The sequence below is a fragment of the Streptomyces sp. NPDC031064 genome (genome assembly GCF_055570965.1).
In genome coordinates, this window is the sequence record NZ_JBVIGF010000006.1 from 203,641 (window position 1) to 219,619 (window position 15,979).

Below are 15,979 nucleotides of genomic sequence, written 5' to 3' on the forward strand. Positions count from 1 at the left end.
GCGGAGGGTGGCGGTGTGTCACTGGGCGGGTGCGGTGCGTTTGCCATCCGGGCGCCTACGGGACACACAATGGGCGCGGATACGGAAGAAAGGGAAAAACGTGACTTCCCAACCGCCCTCCGATCGCCCCAGCGGTCCTCCCCCGGGGCCCATCTCGGGCCACTCCACCCACCCTCAGGGTGGTCCCCCGACGCGCCCGGGAGCCGAGGGCCCGAGCGGCCCGGTCGGTCCGGGCGAGCCCGGTGGCCCCGGTGGCCCCGGTGGCCCCGGTGGCCCGGGTGGCAGCACCGGTGGCGGCCCGGGTGGCCCGGGTGGCGGGGGCCGCCCGTGGTGGCGGTCCGTTCCCCGTATCGCCCTCGCCACGGCGGCCGTCGTCGTGGCCGTGGTGGTCGCCGTCGTCCTGACCCGCCCCGGCGGTGACGGGGACGGCGGGGGCGGCGGCGGAGGCGGCACGATCTCCCTCCAGAACGCCGCGGCCACCGGCCCCGACCCGTTCACCGACTCCACGGCGCGCGACCCCGCCGACTCGCCGTCCCCCACGGTCCAGGTGCCCACGACCCAGCCGCCGCCCGGCGACAACGCCGTGCGGCAGTACGACGGTTCACGGCGCGGCCTCTACGGCGGCACCAAGAACGTGGCGAGCTGCGACGTCGAGCGCCAGATCGAGTACCTGGCGGCCGAGCCGGCCAAGAACCGCGCCTTCGCCACCGCCCTGCGCATCCAGCCGCCCACGGTGCCCGACTACCTGCGGTCACTGACCCCGCTGCGGCTGCGCGCCGACACGTGGGTCACCAACCACGGCTACCGGGACGGAAAGCCGCGGGCGTACCAGGCGGTCCTCCAGGCCGGCACGGCCGTGCTCGTCGACGACCGGGGTGCGCCGCGCGTGCGGTGCGCCTGCGGCAACCCGCTGGGCGACCCGGTCGTCACGAGGACCGCGCCGCGCCCCGTGGGCGACCGCTGGCCCGGCTACAGCATGTCGAACACGGTCGTCGTCAAACCGGCCACCCAGGTCGTGAAGGTCTTCGTCATCGTCGACGTCCGCACCGGCGAATGGGTGACCCGCCACCCGGGCGACTCCAACGCCGACCGGGACCGGGAGACCGAGCCGCCGACGATCAGCCCCACCGACACCGCGACCTCCCCGACCCCGTCGTCCCCCGTGCCCAAGCCGCCGTCCTCCCCCGGCCCGGAGACCCCCGAGTCCCCGGTGAGCCCGGAGACGGAGGAGACGGCGACCACGGAGCCTCCGCCGGGCGAGACCACCACCGAGCAGTCGCCCAACTACGGCTCGCCGTCCGCCCCTTCCCCGCCCGCCAACTGACCGCCGACCGGGCCGGGACGCCTCACAGGGTGTCGAGGAACCGCAGCAGCTCGGCGTTGAACCGCTCGGGGCGCTCCACACCCGGCAGGTGACCGGCACCCTCGATGACGGCGAGCGTGGAGTGCGGGATCAGCGCGTGCAGGGCCTCGGCGCCGGCGACCGGTGTGTAGACGTCGTCGGCGCCGACCAGGACGAGCGCGGGAACGGCGGCGGACGCCAGGCTCGCGTGGTAGTCGGGGCGTTCGGCCCGGCCGCGGAGGGCCGCCGCGGCGCCCTCCGGGGCGGTCGCGCGCATCATGCCCGTCACATGGGCGGCCACGTCCGGCTGCCCGACGACGTTGTACGGGGCGATCATCTTGTCGATCACCTCGGCCGTGTACCCGTCCATGCCCTCGGCGAGCAGCCGGTCGGCCAGGCCGTTGCGGGCCGCCTTGCCCTCCTCGGTCTCGGCGGCCGGGGAGGTGTCGGACAGCACCAGGGCCCGTACGCGCTCGGGCCGGCCGAGGTGGAACTCCATGGCGATCTGTCCGCCCATCGACACCCCGCCGATCACGGCGCGCTCCACGCCCACGTGGTCGAGCAGGGCGGCGATGTCGTCGGCGAAGCGGGACAGCGGGGTCACGCCGGGGACGACGTCGCTTTCCCCGTAACCACGCAGGTCCGGGGCGATGACGCGGTGCCCGGCCGCCACCAGCGCCTTGGTCTGCGGTCCCCACAGGGTGCGGTTGAAGGGGTGCCCGTGTACGAGGACGACGGGCAGCCCGTCCTCCGGCCCCGAGTCGTCGTAACGGATGGTCACGCCGTCCAGCGATATGGAGTTCATGCGGATCACTCTATGACCCGTACCAGGAGCGGGAGTTGGACGGGGTGGGGGCACGCGGGACACTCGGGCGGCCACCGCTTCCCGCAGCGCCGGCAGCGGGACGATGGGCCTCGCCTCACATCGACCGGTGTCACATTTCGGCGGCCCGCGGTGTCTTGAGGGCATGACCGAACACACCTCACCCAAGACCAAGGTTGTCGTGATCGGCGGTGGCTACGCCGGAACGCTCGCGGCCAATCGGCTGCGGAGGCGTTCCGGCGTGGACATCACGTTGGTCAACCCCCGTCCGGCGTTCGTCGACCGGATCCGGCTGCATCAGTTCGTCGCCGGCACCGGCGAGGCCGAGGTGGACTACGGAACGCTGCTCGGCGAGGAGGTCCGGCTGGTCGTCGACAGCGCCACGCGCATCGACACCGCCGCCCGCACGGTGGAACTGGCGTCGGGCCGCACGCTGGACTACGACTACGTCATCTACGCGGTCGGCAGCACCGGGGCGACTCCGTCAGTGCCCGGCGCGGCCGGTCTCTCCTTCTCCCTCAGCGAGTTCGAGCTCGCCGGGCGGCTGCGCACCAGGCTGGCAGAGGTGCCGCTCGACGCTCGGGTCAGCGTCGTCGGCGGCGGCTTGACCGGCATCGAGACCGCCGCCGAACTGGCCGAGCGAGGGCGCGCCGTCACCCTGATCTGTGGCACGGCCCTGGCGCCGACGTTCAGCGTGCCGGGTCGCCGGTCCATCGCCGCGTGGCTGTCCCGGCACGGTGTCGCCGTGCTCGAGCACGACCCGGTGGCCGAGGTCCGGCCGGACGCGGTCATCCTCGCGAGCGGTGCGGTGCGGTCGAGCGCGCTCACCATATGGGCGGCCGGTTTCAGCGTGCCCCACCTGGCCCGCGCCAGTGGGTTGCGCACCGACGCGCTCGGCCGGCTGCTCACCGACGAGACCCTGACGAGTGTCGACGACGACCGTGTCGTCGCGGCGGGCGACGCGGCGGCACCGTCGGACCGGCCGCTGCGGATGAGCTCCTACGCCGCCGGGCCACTGGGTGCGCAGGCCGTCGACACCGTGCTGAGCCGCATCGCCGGGACCGAGCCGGAGGTGCTCAGCCTGGCCTTCTCGGGGGCGTGCGTCAGCCTGGGCCGGCGCAGCGCCGTCCGCCAACTCGCCCGCAAGGACGACAGCCCGGTGAACGTCTACGTCGGCGGCCGCGCCGGAGCGGCGATCAAGGAGCTGACCTGCAAGTGGGGAGTGGGCAAGATCCGTCGCGAGGCGCGGAGGCCGGGTTCCCTGATCTGGCCCAAGGGCGGTCCCCGTCCCGAGCGGCCGGCTACCGCACCGCGTGGGGTCACGTCGCCATGACCACCGACGAGCATGCCGAGCGGTTCGTCCTGCTGCGGCCACTGCTGTTCACGATCGCCTACGAGATGCTCGGCTCGGCAACCGAGTCCGACGACGTACTGCAGGACAGCTATCTGCGGTGGGCCGAGGTGGACCTCGCGACGGTGCGCGACACCAAGTCGTATCTGGCACGGCTGGTGACCCGCCAGGCGCTCAACGCGTTGCGGGCGAGCGCGCGCCGGCGCGAGGACTACGTCGGCCCGTGGCTGCCCGAGCCCGTGCTGCTCGACGCGAACGACGCGTCGGCCGACGTGGTGCTGGCCGAGTCCGTGTCCATGGCGATGCTCGTGGTGCTGGAAACACTCACACCCGACGAACGCGTGGTGTTCGTGCTCCGCGAGGTGTTCGGCTTCTCCCACAACGACATCGCCGCCGTGGTCGGCAAACCCGTGGCAACGGTACGTCAGGCGGCGCACCGCGCCCGCAAGCACGTGCAGGCGCGGCGCAGGCGCTTCGAACCCGCCGACAGCGCGACGGCCGCGCGCATCACCGATCAGTTCATGGCCGCGGCCACCACGGGCGACATGCGAGGGCTGCTGGCGCTGCTCGCGAAGGACGCCACCCTCACAGCCGACGGCGGCGGCAGGACTGCCGCGGCTCGCCGGCCGGTGGTGGGGGCGGAGATGGTGTCCGCACGCCTGGTGACTCTCTTCCACAAGAGGCGGGCGGTACCGGGCCTGCGGATCGAGAGGGCCAACTGCAACAACGCGCCCGCGCTGGTCGCCTACCGCGGCGACCACCTGGAGGGCGTGTTCCTGTTCGAGATCACCAACGACGAGATCACTCACATCTACGTCGTCCGCAACCCGGACAAGCTCCTCACGTTGACGGTGCCACGCCGGATCAGCCGGTAGCAGGAGCCGGCGTCGCACGCCCTGGCCGATGCGTAGGAGCAGACCAGCGATCCATCCGAAAGGGAACCGAGATGCAGACCAGCACGACCGACAGCCGACAGCACGCGACCGGCCGGGGGGCGGCCACCGCCGCGCGAACCGGGGGGAACCGGCTCCGCCCCATGGCCTTCTGGTTCGCCACCACCGTCATCGTCTTCGAGTTGATCGCCGGATCGGCGTGGAACCTTCTGACGATCGACTGGGTCGACGCCCAGTTGGATCACCTCGGGTATCCGGACTACTTCGCCCACGTCCTGGGCGTGTGTCAATTCGCCGCGGCCGTGGTGATCGTCGTGCCCGGGTTCCATCTGATCAAGGAGTGGGCATACGCGGGTGTCTTCTTCATGTGGTCGGGTGCCGTGGTGTCGCATCTGGCACTGGGCGACGGTCCTGTGTCGTGGGGGCCGCCGCTGATGTTCCTGGCGTTCGCCGTCGGGTCGTGGGCCCTGAGGCCGGCCGACCGCCGGCTCCGGGGGATACCGCTCCGCCGGGACGCCGCTGCCGACGCCGGCCAGGGCAGGACGGGCCGGCCGGAGGCCCGTCCTCGCGCGTGGGCCGTTTCGATCGGGCTCCTCGTCGTCGTGTCCGCCGTCTCGCTCCTCACGCTGCCCGCCGCGGAGGACATCACGGGCGGGTGGGCGGTCGAGCGCGGCTGGGTCGACGAACAGCGGCCGTGATCGTCTCACGCCGCCTCACCGGGCGAGGCCGTCTCAGGCGTGCAGCCGGAAGTGGCACTGGATGGTGGTGCCGTCGTCCGTGGTGTGGACGCGTACGAGATCGGCGAGGTAGTTGACCAACAGCAGGCCGCGGCCGCCGAGTTGGCCGGGCGCGGCCGGGCGGCGGCCGACGAGGGGGTCGGTCAGCCTGCCGCGGTCGCGCACCTCGCACACCACGTGGCCGGCCTGGGCCCACACCCGCAACGTGCCCGTGCCGCCGCCGTGGATGACGCTGTTGGTGGTCAGCTCCGAGATGGCCAGGGCCACGTCGTCGCGGCGGTCCGGGGGCAGGCCGAGCGCGTCCGCGTGGCGCAGGGCGAAGCTACGCGCGTCAGGCAGCAGGTCGGCGTCGTAGGGCAGGGCACGTGCGTTGGGCGGGGCGGACAGCGGCAGGTTGTAGCCGGCCACGACGCGGTCGGGTGCGTACGCGTCGCTGGCCCGCTCGACACCGTCCTGGATGAGCACCGGGTGGGTGACGCGGGCGTCGGCCAGCGCCACCGCGTCGAGGCCGGAGGTGTCGTACGGGCACAGGATGGTGGCCGCGCGGCCGGTGAACGCGTGGTTGATCAGCGCCTCGTGCTGTGCGCAGGCGGGGTACTCGTCGACCGTGCGACCCCGCCAGATCGGTTCGCCGATGATCCGTACCCGGCGGCCCGGGTGGGCGTCGGCGAATCCGCGCAGCACGCGCGGGATGATCCGCCCCGGGTTGCGCCCCGCCTCGGTCATGTCCAGCAGCCGGACGCGGCGGGCGTCCTCGCCCAGCGCCTTGCGCAGCAGGGCGAGGTTCTCACCGGGGACGGCCACCGCGACCGGCTCACCGGCGGCGAGGCCCGCTTCGACGAACGGTACGGTTCCCGCCAGGTACCCGGCCTCGTCCGCGTAGAACAGGGCTGGATGCGTGAACGGATCGGCCGTCGGCCCCAGGTCGTTCACTTCACCACCTCGATCGCCACCAGGTCCGGCCAGAACAGCTCCAGCACTCGGCTCAGCGAGGCAGGCGGGTGGTGGATCACGATCCGCCGGCCGAGGGGCAGCCGCTGCGCCGTGCCGGCGAGCGACGTCGCACCCCGGACGTCGACGAAGGTGACCTCCGACAGGTCCATGTGCACGTCCCCCTCGCGCTGGAACAGACCGGCCAGGATCCGCTCCCACTCTGTGAGCGTGTCCAGGTAGATCTGTCCCGACACGCGGACGACGCCATCTCGCCGGGACTCGTCGGACACCAGGGAGCGGCGCGCGGGCCGCCCCGGCCCGGACGCGTCCTCGGTGTGCAGCACCGCCATGGTCCCTCCGCGATCTCCGTCCGGCCCACCCCGACGGTACCTCCACTGCCGCCCCGGACGAAGCCGGTTCCGGCCTGGAAGACGAGCCACGCGCGCGTTCCGGGCTTTTTGCCCGATATGTTCGCCTTAGCCTGACGGCATGTCCGATACGCATGACGACGCCGGCGACGACCGGGGCACCCGTGGCTCCCACGGCCGCCCGCCGACACGGGCCGACACCTGGGCGGCGTTCAGACGGTCGCCCTTCCTGCCGGCCACCGTGCTGGTGCTGATCCTGGCCGTGGCGGCCGCGCTGTTCGCCGGTTCGTACACGTACACCATGGCCAATCCGACGCCGCGTCACATCCCGACGGCGGTGGTCGGCGCCACGGACACGGCGGAGGGCCGGCGGTTCGTCGAGGGCATGGAGCGGGCGCTCCACGCCTCACTGGAGCTGCGCCGGTACGGCACCGGGGGCGAGGCGCGCCGCGCGGTGGAGGAGCAGGAGGTCTTCGCGGTCCTCACCGTCCGGCCCGGGAGCGCCGGTGTCCTGCTGGCCGTGGTCGGGGCCTCGGGTGCCTCCGTGGCGCAGGTGCTGGCCGAGGCGGGGGCGGCCGTGGGCCGGGCGACGGGCGTACGGGTCGAGGTGCGGGACGTCGAACCGTTGCAGAAGGGCGATCCCCGGGGACTGGCGCTGTTCTACATCTCGCTCGCCGCCGTGATCATCGGCTTCGTCGGGGCGATCCAGCTCAGCGTGCACGCCCGTGCGCTGAACCCGGCCGAGCGGATCGCCTTCACGCTGGCGTACGCGCTGCTCGGCGGCTTCGCCGTCGCCGCGACCGTCGACTGGCTGCTGGGCGCCGTCGATCTGCCGTTCGTGGAGTCCTGGCTGATCCTGGCCCTGACGATGTTCGCGTCCGGCATGGTCTTCACCATGTTCAACACCCTGATGGGGCGGTGGGCCATGCTGCCCACCTGGGGCCTGATGGTGCTGCTGGGCAACCCGTCGTCGGGCGGTGCCGTCTCCTGGCCGCTGCTGCCGTCCGCGCTCGGCCACATCGGGCGCTGGCTGCCGCCGGGGGCCTCGGTGAACGCCCAGCACACGGCCGTCTACTTCGGCGGCCACCAGCACGTGTTCCCGTTCGCGGTGCTGGGCGCGTGGGCGCTGGTGTCCTGCGGCGTCTTCTGGTTCTGGCGCCACCGCCACCCGGGCGGCCGCGACCGGGCCCCGGCACACGCGGCGGCATAAACTGACAGTGACCGTCTTCTTCATGCTTCTTCATGGGGGGCGGGAGGAACCATGGGCGCCAGGATGATCTACGTCCACGGCAGTGGCAACAAGGTCCGTGCGGAGCTGCTGAAGTCGCGGTGGGACGAGGCGCTGTTCGGCCGGGACCTGGGCGACGACTCCCTGATGGCGTACTGGGCGTCCGTGCGGCACGGGACCCCGCTGCCCGACGCGGGGCCCGACACCCTCGACGGCGGACCCGAGAGCGTCGAGGGCGCCGAGGACGAGATGCCGGCGCAGGTACGGGACGAGCCGCCCGAGGAGTTCGTCGCGCGCACCCTGGGCGAGGCCTGGTTCGAGTCGGCCTCCCCCGCGCCGGAGGGGCCGTGGACCGGGGAGCCGGGCGACCCGCTCGGCGGCTGGCTGCGCGACATGACGTACCTGGCGGACACGATGGCCGAGTCGGTGGCGGCCCGCAGGGCCCTCCTCCGGACCCTGGTCAAGCACACCTTCAAGGACACCCACGCGTACTTCTTCGGCGGGGCCGGGGACGCCCTCCGCGACGCCCTCACCACGGAGCTGGGGAAGGCCGGCGACGCCCCCGTGGTCGTCGTCGGCCACGGCCTCGGCTCCGTGGTCGCGTACGAGGTGCTCGCCGCATCCGGGCGGGAGACCGAGCTCCTGGTGACCCTCGGCTCCCCGCTGGCCGTCGCGGAGATCCAGGGCCACCTGTCCGCACGGCCCGCGGTGCCGCCGGGCGTTCACGCCTGGCTCAACGCCTCGGACCCGAGGGACCTGGTGGCCCTGGACCACACCCTGCGCCCCGAGTACGCCCCGGTCGACCGGATCACGGACGTGCTGGTGACCAACGACAGCGCCAACCATCACGGCATCGCCGCGTACCTGGGCGACGTACGCGTGCAGGAGGCCTGCCGGGACGTCCTGGAGCGCCTCGGGTAGGGGGCGCCGGGGTCAGCCGGCGGCGAGCAGTTGCCTCATCCGGGTGATCTCGGCGGACTGGGAGGCGATGATGTCGCCGGCCATCTTCTTGGCGGGCGCGTGGGATCCCTTGGCCTGCTCGGTCTTCGCCATGGCGACGGCACCCTCGTGGTGCTTGATCATGAGCTTCAGGAACGCCGTGTCGAAGGCCTTGCCGGAGGACTTCTCGAGCTGGTCCATCTCCTGCTCGGTCATCATCCCGGCCGTGCCGTCGCCGTGGCCGGAGTGGTCGGCGGAGGCGTCCTCGCCGGGCACCTGCTCGCCCCAGGAGGTGAGCCATCCGGACAGGGTCCGGATCTCGGGGTCCTGGGCCTTCTTGATGGCGGCGGCGAGCTCCTTGACCTCCTTGGACGCTGCCCGTTCCGCCGCCATGTCGGCCATGTCGACGGCCTGGCGGTGGTGCGGGATCATCCCCTGGGCGAACGCCACGTCGGCGGCGTTGTGGCCGCCCTGCTCGGCCGGCGCGGAGGCGGCCGGGGAGGTGGCGGGCGCGCTGCCGTGGCCGTTGTGGCCGGCGTCACCGCCGTCGGTGCCGCAGGCGGCGAGGACGAGCGCGGCGGCGACCGCGACGGCCGAGGCGGCGGCCTTGCGGGTACGGGTGGAGGGACGTCGTGCGGTCATGAGTGGTGCGACTCCTTGCGTGTGCGTATCGGGAACGGCTCGGAGCGCGGCGCCGGTCCTCACGGTCCGACCGGGAGGGCGGTGCGCCGCGCGGGCGTCCCTATATGCGGAGGAGTTGCAGCTCGGCCAGGTCGGGCGGAGCGCGGTCGCTCGCCCTCGTCCCGTGCGGGGCGGTGGGACGCCCGGCGTCGGCGCCCGGGGAGACGGGACCGGCGAGCAGGGCCGGCCGGCCCGGCGTGGTGGGGACACCGCCGGCCGCGCACGTGGAGTCCGCGTGCTCGGCGTGGCCCGCCCCGCCGCGCCCCTCGTCCACGTGGTCGCAGGCGTCGCCGGGCACATGGGCGGCCGACCGCGCGTGGGCATGGGCTGAGGGGACCGGGGTGACGGTGCCGGGGGCGAGCCCGTGCATGGCGAGGACCCCGGCGAGCACGGCCAGGATCAGCAGCGCCCCGCGGTACGCCGGGGGGCGTACGGGGTGTCGTCGCTGACCGGGGCTCATGGCTCTCATCGTAGAGGCACACCTTCCGGGCAAGCCGGGGCCCCCGGACGATGTCCGACCCGTCCGGGGGCCCGGCCCAGCAGCCCCATGGGCGGGGCGCTTGGAGTTAACGGGGCCGACTCTGCCAGCGGGGTACGCCGTGGCCGGGCAGGCGCGGCGCGGACGCGGCGCCGCGTCACCCGTCCGGACCGGCGCCCTGTCACCCGGCCGGACGGGTGTCGCGGCCGTTTGCCCCGGCGCGGCGCGGACACTCGTTCCCACAGTGGAGCGCAGTGGAGCGCAGTGGAGCGCAGTGGAGCGTACGGAGGTGAGGAGCGTGCCGGGAGAGCAGGAGTTGCCGTCGACCCTGCGGCGCTCGCCGAAGAGCGCGCAGCGTACGTGGGTCAAGGCGCACGACTCGGCCGTCGAGGAGTACGGCGAGGGCGAGCGTGCCCACCGAGTGGCGTACAGCGCCCTGAAGCACACGCACGAGAAGGTCGGCGACCACTGGGAGCGCAAGGAGGGCGGCCGCAAGGGCCCGTCGGACCCGCTGGCGGCGCGGCCCCGGCAGCAGGGCGGCCGCAGCGGTGAGGGCGTCGACGAGAACGCGTCCAAGCAGCACCTCTACGAGCTCGCCGGCCAACTGGACATCGCCGGCCGGTCGCGGATGTCGAAGCCGGAACTCCTGGAGGCCATCCGCAAGGAGAACCGGTCGCGCACGCGCGAGGCGCGGTCGTCCTGACGCCGGTCCATGCCGGTGCGCGCACACCGGGCCGTCCCGGCCGCACGTCCGGTCCGAGGCGTTGGTGCCGGGGCGCGGGTGCGCGGGTGTGCGGGTGTGCCCGGGGTACGGGGGGTGCGGGTTTGCCCGGGGTACGGGTGCGGGTTTCCGGACGGGTCGCCACATGCCGGACGGTCGCGGCGGGCTGCCTGCCGCGACCGTCCGTTCACCCGGCTCGCGCGTGCTCACATGGCCAGGTGGGCCGGGACGTGCGTCACCTCCTCGATCTCCCCCCCGGCCTTCTTCATCAGATTTCGGGAGAGTTCGTTCAGGCAGCGGGCCGCGGCGATCTCCTCGCCGACGCGCTGCTGTTCCATGTCGTCCGGGTGCCGCTTGGCGTGGCCATGTGCGCGCATCTCGGAGCCGTCCGGGAGCCGGACCATGCAGGCCGCCCGGGTCTTGCCCGCGACCTCGTCCTCGGTGAACTCGATGTCCACGTGCCATCCGACGATCGTCTTCATCCCACACACCTCCTGGTCACTCCGTCACCCCTCCAGCGTGCACCTGCGCGTGGCCGCACGCCCATTCGGGGGACGAGCGCCGCAGGCGCGAACTGAACGGGCTGCACGGGTGCTCCGTACTAGTGCGGTGAAACGTCTCTGCGGCAACGACAGGAGCGGCGATGAACGAGCGCGACGAGCCGGCGATGCGAGGACTTCCGGACGGCGGTGCGGAGGTGTCCGTGGTGCTGCGGCTGCGCTGGGACGACATCGCGGCGCTCGGCCGGGAGGCCAGCCGGCTGGCCGAGCAGCGCGGGGTTCCGGTGAGCCTGGACGACGCGGTCAGCCACCGGCTGCGCACCTGGTCGTCGGTGGCGAACGCGCCCGACGACCGGGGCAAGGCGGCGCCGCCCGCTCCCGCGACGGCGGCCATCTCCGGCAGCCCGGGCGCGGCGGACCGGGCCCGCCACCAGGTGGGGCACCTGAGCGACACGGCGCCGGTCGCGTCGATCGCGGCGCACCCGGCGAGGCAGGCATAGGGAAGCGGACGACCAGGGCACTCCTGGCATAGGGATTCCGATGTCCGGGATCGGATTCCCCATTGGCTCCCTATGGGTGTCCGGGCCTACGGTCGGGACATCGACCGCACCCAGCAGAGGAGACACACATGTCGAAGATCCTTTTCGTGCTGACCGGCGCCGACCACTGGACGCTGGCGGACGGCACCAAGCACCCGAGCGGCTTCTGGGCCGAGGAGGTCGTCGCCCCGTACGAGGCGTTCACGGCGGCCGGCCACGAGGTCGTGGTGGCCACCCCGGGCGGCGTCGTGCCGACCGTCGACCGGGCGAGCCTCGCCCCCGAGGTCAACGGCGGCCAGGACGGCGCCGACCGGGTCGCGGGCGCACTCGCGTCCCTCACCGCGCTCCAGCGCCCGGTGGCCCTGGCGGACGTGGACCCGGGCGAGTACGCCGCGGTGTTCTACCCCGGCGGGCACGGACCGATGGAGGACCTGGCGGTCGACGCCGCCTCGGGCCGCCTGCTGACCCGCGCGCTGGAGGCGGGCCTGCCGCTCGGCGTGGTCTGCCACGGCCCGGCCGCGCTGCTCGCCGCCCGCCGGGAGGACGGCACCAACGCCTTCGCGGGCTACCGGCTGACCGGCTTCACCAACGCGGAGGAGACCCAGGCCGGGCTCGCCGGCAAGGCCACGTGGCTGCTCCAGGACCGCCTGGTGGAGATCGGCGCCGATTTCCAGGAGGGCGAGCCGTGGGCGCCGCACGTGGTCGTCGACCGCAATCTGGTCACCGGTCAGAACCCGGCCTCCTCCGCCCCGCTCGCGGCCGAGCTGCTGAAGCGCCTGGGCTGATCCGCGTTCCTCAGGCGTCGGCGGCGGCGTGGACGCGCTCGCCGCCGACGTACGTGAGCGCGACCCGGGTGGCGGCGATGGCCTCCGGCGGTCCGGCGTACGGGTCGCTGTCCAGGACGACCAGGTCGGCCAGGGCCCCGGCCCGTACGCTGCCGGTGTCGTCGAGGTGGTTCACGTGGGCCGAGCCGGCGGTGTACGCGGTGAGCGCGGCGGTCAGGCCGATGCGCTGCTCCGGCAGGAAGACGGGTCCGGCCGCGCCGGGCAGGACGCGGTTGACGGCGACGTGGACGCCTTCGAGGGGGTCGGGGCTGCTCACCGGCCAGTCGCTGCCCGCCGCGAGCCTCGCCCCGGCGCGCAGCAGGCCGCCGAACGGGTACTGGCGGGCGGCCCGTTCGGGCCCGAGGAACGGGATGGTGAGGTCGTCCATCTGCGGTTCGTGCGCGGCCCACAGCGGCTGGATCGTGGCGGTGGCGCCGAGCCGCGCGAACCGGGGGACGTCGTCGGGGTGGACGACCTGGAGGTGGGCGAGGTGCGGCCGGGTGTCGCTGGGGCCGTTGGCGGTGCGGGCGGCCTCGACGGCGTCCAGGGCGTCGCGTACGGCGCGGTCGCCGAGCGCGTGGAAGTGGACCTGGAACCCGAGGGCGTCCAACTCGGTGACGTAGTCGGGCAGTAGGTCCCGGTCGACGAAGCTGGTGCCCCGGTTGGCGGTGGCGCAGCCGCAGCGGTCCAGGTAGGGGTCGAGCAGGGCGGCGGTCCCGTTCTCGGCGACGCCGTCCAGCATGATCTTGACGGTTCCGGCGCGGAACCGGCCGTGGCCGCGGGCGTCGCGCCGTTCGACGAGGCCGGGGATCTGCTCGGCGCCGCGTTCGCGGTCCCACCACAGGGCGCCGGAGACGCGGGCGGTGAGGGAGCCGTCGCGGGCGGCGGCCAGGTAGGCGCCGGAGGGGTCGTCCATGCCGAGGAACGTGCCGACGAGGGCGTCCTGCCAGGCGGTGACGCCCAGCGCGTGCAGGGTGCGCTGGGCGTGCAGCAGGGCGGCCAGCCGGTCGGCGTGGGTCGACGGCGGGGCGAGGCGCCCGACGAGCCGCATGGCGCCTTCCTGGAGCATGCCGGTGGGTTCACCGGTCGCGTCGCGCTCGATCCGGCCGTCGGCGGGGTCGGGGGTGTCGCGGGTGACGCCGGCGAGGGCCAGGGCGCGGCTGTTGACCCAGGCGCCGTGGTGGTCCCGGTTGGGCAGGTGGACCGGGCGGTCGGGGACGATCGCGTCGAGCAGGTCCTTGGTGGGCGTACCGCCGTCGAAGGCCTCCATGGACCAGCCGCCGCCGGTGATCCACTCCCGGTCGGGGTGGGCGGCCGCGTAGGCGGCCACCGCCGCGAGGGTGTCGTCGGCCGTCGTCGCGCCGGTGAGGTCGCACCGGGCGGCCTCCAGTCCGGCGGGGACGGGGTGGACGTGCGCGTCCTGGAACCCGGGCAGCAGCAGGCGGCCGGCCAGGTCGACGACCTCGGTGCGGGGGCCGATGAGGCCGTGCACGTCGTGGGCGGCGCCGACGGCGCTGATCCGCGCGCCGGTGACCGCGACGGCCAGGCCGGTCGCGGGACGGTCGCCGGCGGGCGTGAGGACGGGGCCGCCGGTGAACACCAGGTCGGCGTGGCGATGAGTGCGCATGGGCGCCCATCGAACCGGGGCCGCGGCACACAGGTCAATGGCGTTGACATAAGCGCCGGGGTACGGCGACCCTCGACCGACGAGCGAGGGAGGACGCCGATGACCGACCGTGTCGTACCGGGACCGGCCCGGCGGCGGCGCCGCCCGACCAAGCAGGGCGTCGTCCTGTCCGAGGGGCTGATCGTGGAGACCGCCCTGCGCCTCATCGGCGAGCACGGCGCGGACGCGCTCACCGTGCGCCGTCTCGGTCTGGCGCTGGGCGCCGACCCCAGCGCCCTGTACCGCTACTTCCGCGGCACCGACGACCTGCTGCTCGCCGTCGCCGACGAGCTCATCGGGCGGGCGCTGACCGCCTGGCACCCCACCGGCGACTGGCGCGAGGACCTCCGGAGCCTGGGGCTGCGCATGCACGCCGGGGCCCTCGCCCATCCACAGGCGGCGGTGCTGGCCGCGTGCCGGGTGACGGGCCGGGTCCACGAGATCCGGGCGGTGGAGACGATCCTCGGCATCCTGCGGGGGGCGGGGTTCCCCGACCGGGAGGCGGTGCCGCTCTACCACGCGTTCGTCGACCAGACCCTGGCCTTCGCCGCCCTGGACGCGGCGAACGCGGCGCTCCCCCGGGCGGCGCGGGAGGCGGAGGCCGAGGTGTGGCGGACCACGTACGCGGGCCTGCCCGCCGCGTCCCACCCGCACATCGCCGCCACGGCCCGCCACCTGGTGGCCCGGATGTCGCGCAGCGCGTACCCCATGGCACTGGACCTGCTGCTGTCGGCCGCCGCCGGCCGGCTCGCGCACCAGGGGGCGGGAACGTCGCCCGCCCGGCCGGTCAGTCCTTCGTGACCTTGTCCGTCAGGAGCGTGTACGCGAGTTGCAGCGCGTCCGCCCCGGCCACCGTCGCCATGCCGGCCACCGCCACCCGGGTCGCGCGCGGCCACAGCACCCGGCTCGCGGTGAGCGTCGTGCCCACCCAGACGCTCATGCAGAAGGGGCAGGTCACGAGCTCTCCGACCGTCTTCCGGTCCCCGCCCCTGGGCCTCTCGCTCAGTTCGGCGGGCCCCTGGTGACCGTCGTAGGTGGTGAACGGCGCCCGCAGCGGGCTGGTGACCGTGCTCTTGGTGAGCAGTCGGCTCAGGCGGAACGTCGCGACGGCCGTGAGCGCCACGTCCCACGGTTCCGCCCGGTCCGGCAGTGCGGCTCCGCTGCGCCGGACGGCTGCCGCCCACGCCGACACATAGGCGCCGTAGCCGGCCATGACCGCGAGGTATCCGCCCAGGGGGCGGCCGCGGGCTCCGGCGTAGGCGCGGCGGGTGCGTCCCAACAGGTCCGTCATGGGTGCCGACTGCCCTCCGGCGGCGCGGGCAAACGGGGGCCGGTGCTTCCCGGCCACCGGACGTAAAAATGGGATAAACACCATCAACAGGGGTAATCGCGACTCAGGTGCAGATCCGGGCGACCCGTAAGGCCGTCCCGATGCGAAGGAAGCCCGATCATGAACGGACTGCGTAGTACGCCTGTGGCCCCCCGGACCCCCGTTCAGCAGGCGGCGCTGCTCGTGGGCGCCGTCTTCCTGCTGGTGGGCGTCCTGGGGTTCATCCCCGGCATCACCACCGACTACGGCGCGATGGAGTTCGCCGAGCACGACTCCGAGGCGAAACTGTTCGGCGTGTTCCAGGTGTCCATCCTGCACAACCTCGTGCACCTGCTGTTCGGCCTCGTCGGCCTGTCGATGGCGCGCGCCGCGTCCACCGCCCGGTCCTTCCTGCTCTTCGGTGGCCTGATCTATCTGGCGCTGTGGCTGTACGGGCTGTTCATCGACCACGACAGCGCCGCCAACTTCGTACCGGTCAACACGGCCGACAACTGGCTGCACTTCGCCCTGGGCGCCGGCATGGTCGCCCTGGGACTGCTGCTCGGCGGCCGCGCCCGGCGCCCGGCCCCGTGATGCCCTGCCCGCTCCGTCGCCGTCGCCGACGGCGTGAAGCGGACCGCTTCACG

At 73.7% G+C, this 15,979-nt stretch carries 19 protein-coding genes; 11 read left to right on the forward strand and 8 right to left on the reverse strand.

What is annotated here, in order from left to right; all coding sequences use genetic code 11:
* The first annotated feature begins 376 nt into the window (after positions 1 to 376).
* The gene (locus ACZ46W_RS22655) at positions 377 to 1,324 is read left to right on the forward strand and encodes a DUF6777 domain-containing protein (protein WP_468340216.1); all 948 of its coding nucleotides are present in this window, start codon (positions 377 to 379) and stop codon (positions 1,322 to 1,324) included.
* A 22-nt stretch (positions 1,325 to 1,346) separates the two neighbouring features.
* On the opposite strand, the gene ACZ46W_RS22660 is transcribed toward ACZ46W_RS22655, so the two are convergent.
* Positions 1,347 to 2,147: an alpha/beta fold hydrolase gene (locus ACZ46W_RS22660; protein ID WP_468340218.1), complete on the reverse strand. Its 801-nt coding sequence runs from the start codon at positions 2,145 to 2,147 to the stop codon at positions 1,347 to 1,349.
* A 163-nt stretch (positions 2,148 to 2,310) separates the two neighbouring features.
* Here ACZ46W_RS22660 and ACZ46W_RS22665 point away from each other — a divergent pair, with 163 nt between their 5' ends.
* The 3 genes from ACZ46W_RS22665 (at position 2,311) to ACZ46W_RS22675 (ending at position 5,107) form a co-directional block, all read left to right on the forward strand.
* Positions 2,311 to 3,498 carry an NAD(P)/FAD-dependent oxidoreductase gene (locus tag ACZ46W_RS22665; protein WP_468340221.1) on the forward strand — a complete coding sequence of 396 codons (1,188 nt, stop codon included), beginning with the start codon at positions 2,311 to 2,313 and terminating at the stop codon, positions 3,496 to 3,498.
* Entirely contained in the window at positions 3,495 to 4,391 is an 897-nt protein-coding gene (locus ACZ46W_RS22670; RefSeq protein WP_468340224.1) for an RNA polymerase sigma-70 factor, read from the forward strand. The genes ACZ46W_RS22665 and ACZ46W_RS22670 overlap by 4 nt, the downstream gene beginning before the upstream one ends.
* 71 nt (positions 4,392 to 4,462) lie before the next feature.
* Positions 4,463 to 5,107 carry a DoxX family protein gene (locus ACZ46W_RS22675; protein ID WP_468340227.1) on the forward strand — a complete coding sequence of 215 codons (645 nt, stop codon included), beginning with the start codon at positions 4,463 to 4,465 and terminating at the stop codon, positions 5,105 to 5,107.
* 33 nt (positions 5,108 to 5,140) lie between these two features.
* On the opposite strand, the gene ACZ46W_RS22680 is transcribed toward ACZ46W_RS22675, so the two are convergent.
* Both ACZ46W_RS22680 and ACZ46W_RS22685 read right to left on the reverse strand, forming a co-directional pair.
* On the reverse strand, positions 5,141 to 6,079 hold the full coding sequence (locus ACZ46W_RS22680) for an anti-sigma factor RsbA family regulatory protein (protein ID WP_468340229.1): 939 nt from the start codon (positions 6,077 to 6,079) through the stop codon (positions 5,141 to 5,143).
* Positions 6,076 to 6,429, reverse strand: a complete 354-nt coding sequence (locus ACZ46W_RS22685) for an STAS domain-containing protein (RefSeq protein ID WP_468340232.1) — start codon at positions 6,427 to 6,429, stop codon at positions 6,076 to 6,078. Before ACZ46W_RS22685 ends, ACZ46W_RS22680 begins: the two co-directional genes overlap by 4 nt.
* A 139-nt stretch (positions 6,430 to 6,568) precedes the next feature.
* Between ACZ46W_RS22685 and ACZ46W_RS22690 the strand changes: the two genes are divergently transcribed.
* The gene (locus ACZ46W_RS22690; RefSeq protein ID WP_468340235.1) at positions 6,569 to 7,657 is read left to right on the forward strand and encodes an ABC transporter permease; all 1,089 of its coding nucleotides are present in this window, start codon (positions 6,569 to 6,571) and stop codon (positions 7,655 to 7,657) included.
* A 51-nt stretch (positions 7,658 to 7,708) separates the two neighbouring features.
* A complete protein-coding gene (locus ACZ46W_RS22695; protein WP_468340238.1) occupies positions 7,709 to 8,596 on the forward strand; it encodes a hypothetical protein in 888 nt (295 codons plus the stop codon).
* 12 nt (positions 8,597 to 8,608) lie between these two features.
* On the opposite strand, the gene ACZ46W_RS22700 is transcribed toward ACZ46W_RS22695, so the two are convergent.
* Both ACZ46W_RS22700 and ACZ46W_RS22705 read right to left on the reverse strand, forming a co-directional pair.
* Complete coding sequence (locus ACZ46W_RS22700) at positions 8,609 to 9,256, reverse strand: DUF305 domain-containing protein (protein WP_468340241.1); 648 nt, start codon at positions 9,254 to 9,256, stop codon at positions 8,609 to 8,611.
* 100 nt (positions 9,257 to 9,356) lie between these two features.
* Positions 9,357 to 9,755, reverse strand: coding sequence for a DUF6153 family protein (locus tag ACZ46W_RS22705; RefSeq protein ID WP_468340243.1), 399 nt, complete (start codon positions 9,753 to 9,755; stop codon positions 9,357 to 9,359).
* A gap of 316 nt (positions 9,756 to 10,071) precedes the next feature.
* Here ACZ46W_RS22705 and ACZ46W_RS22710 point away from each other — a divergent pair, with 316 nt between their 5' ends.
* The gene (locus ACZ46W_RS22710) at positions 10,072 to 10,476 is read left to right on the forward strand and encodes a ChaB family protein (protein WP_468340246.1); all 405 of its coding nucleotides are present in this window, start codon (positions 10,072 to 10,074) and stop codon (positions 10,474 to 10,476) included.
* 224 nt (positions 10,477 to 10,700) lie between these two features.
* Here ACZ46W_RS22710 and ACZ46W_RS22715 read toward each other — a convergent pair whose 3' ends face one another.
* Entirely contained in the window at positions 10,701 to 10,976 is a 276-nt protein-coding gene (locus ACZ46W_RS22715; protein WP_468340248.1) for a DUF1876 domain-containing protein, read from the reverse strand.
* Positions 10,977 to 11,137: 161 nt separating this feature from the next.
* Here ACZ46W_RS22715 and ACZ46W_RS22720 point away from each other — a divergent pair, with 161 nt between their 5' ends.
* Positions 11,138 to 11,494 carry a hypothetical protein gene (locus ACZ46W_RS22720; protein ID WP_468340251.1) on the forward strand — a complete coding sequence of 119 codons (357 nt, stop codon included), beginning with the start codon at positions 11,138 to 11,140 and terminating at the stop codon, positions 11,492 to 11,494.
* Positions 11,495 to 11,622: 128 nt separating this feature from the next.
* Positions 11,623 to 12,318 carry a type 1 glutamine amidotransferase domain-containing protein gene (locus ACZ46W_RS22725; protein ID WP_468340254.1) on the forward strand — a complete coding sequence of 232 codons (696 nt, stop codon included), beginning with the start codon at positions 11,623 to 11,625 and terminating at the stop codon, positions 12,316 to 12,318.
* A gap of 10 nt (positions 12,319 to 12,328) precedes the next feature.
* Here ACZ46W_RS22725 and ACZ46W_RS22730 read toward each other — a convergent pair whose 3' ends face one another.
* Positions 12,329 to 13,984 (reverse strand): amidohydrolase, encoded by a 1,656-nt coding sequence (locus ACZ46W_RS22730; RefSeq protein WP_468340257.1) that lies wholly within the window; start codon positions 13,982 to 13,984, stop codon positions 12,329 to 12,331.
* Between the two features lie 99 nt (positions 13,985 to 14,083).
* Between ACZ46W_RS22730 and ACZ46W_RS22735 the strand changes: the two genes are divergently transcribed.
* Entirely contained in the window at positions 14,084 to 14,824 is a 741-nt protein-coding gene (locus ACZ46W_RS22735) for a TetR/AcrR family transcriptional regulator (RefSeq protein ID WP_468340260.1), read from the forward strand.
* Here the strand turns inward: ACZ46W_RS22735 and ACZ46W_RS22740 are convergent.
* On the reverse strand, positions 14,811 to 15,314 hold the full coding sequence (locus ACZ46W_RS22740) for a DUF1360 domain-containing protein (protein ID WP_468340263.1): 504 nt from the start codon (positions 15,312 to 15,314) through the stop codon (positions 14,811 to 14,813). The genes ACZ46W_RS22735 and ACZ46W_RS22740 overlap by 14 nt on opposite strands.
* Positions 15,315 to 15,473: 159 nt before the next feature.
* On the opposite strand from ACZ46W_RS22740, the gene ACZ46W_RS22745 reads away from it, so the two are divergent.
* Positions 15,474 to 15,926, forward strand: coding sequence for a DUF4383 domain-containing protein (locus ACZ46W_RS22745; protein WP_468340266.1), 453 nt, complete (start codon positions 15,474 to 15,476; stop codon positions 15,924 to 15,926).
* The last annotated feature ends 53 nt before the right edge of the window (positions 15,927 to 15,979 follow it).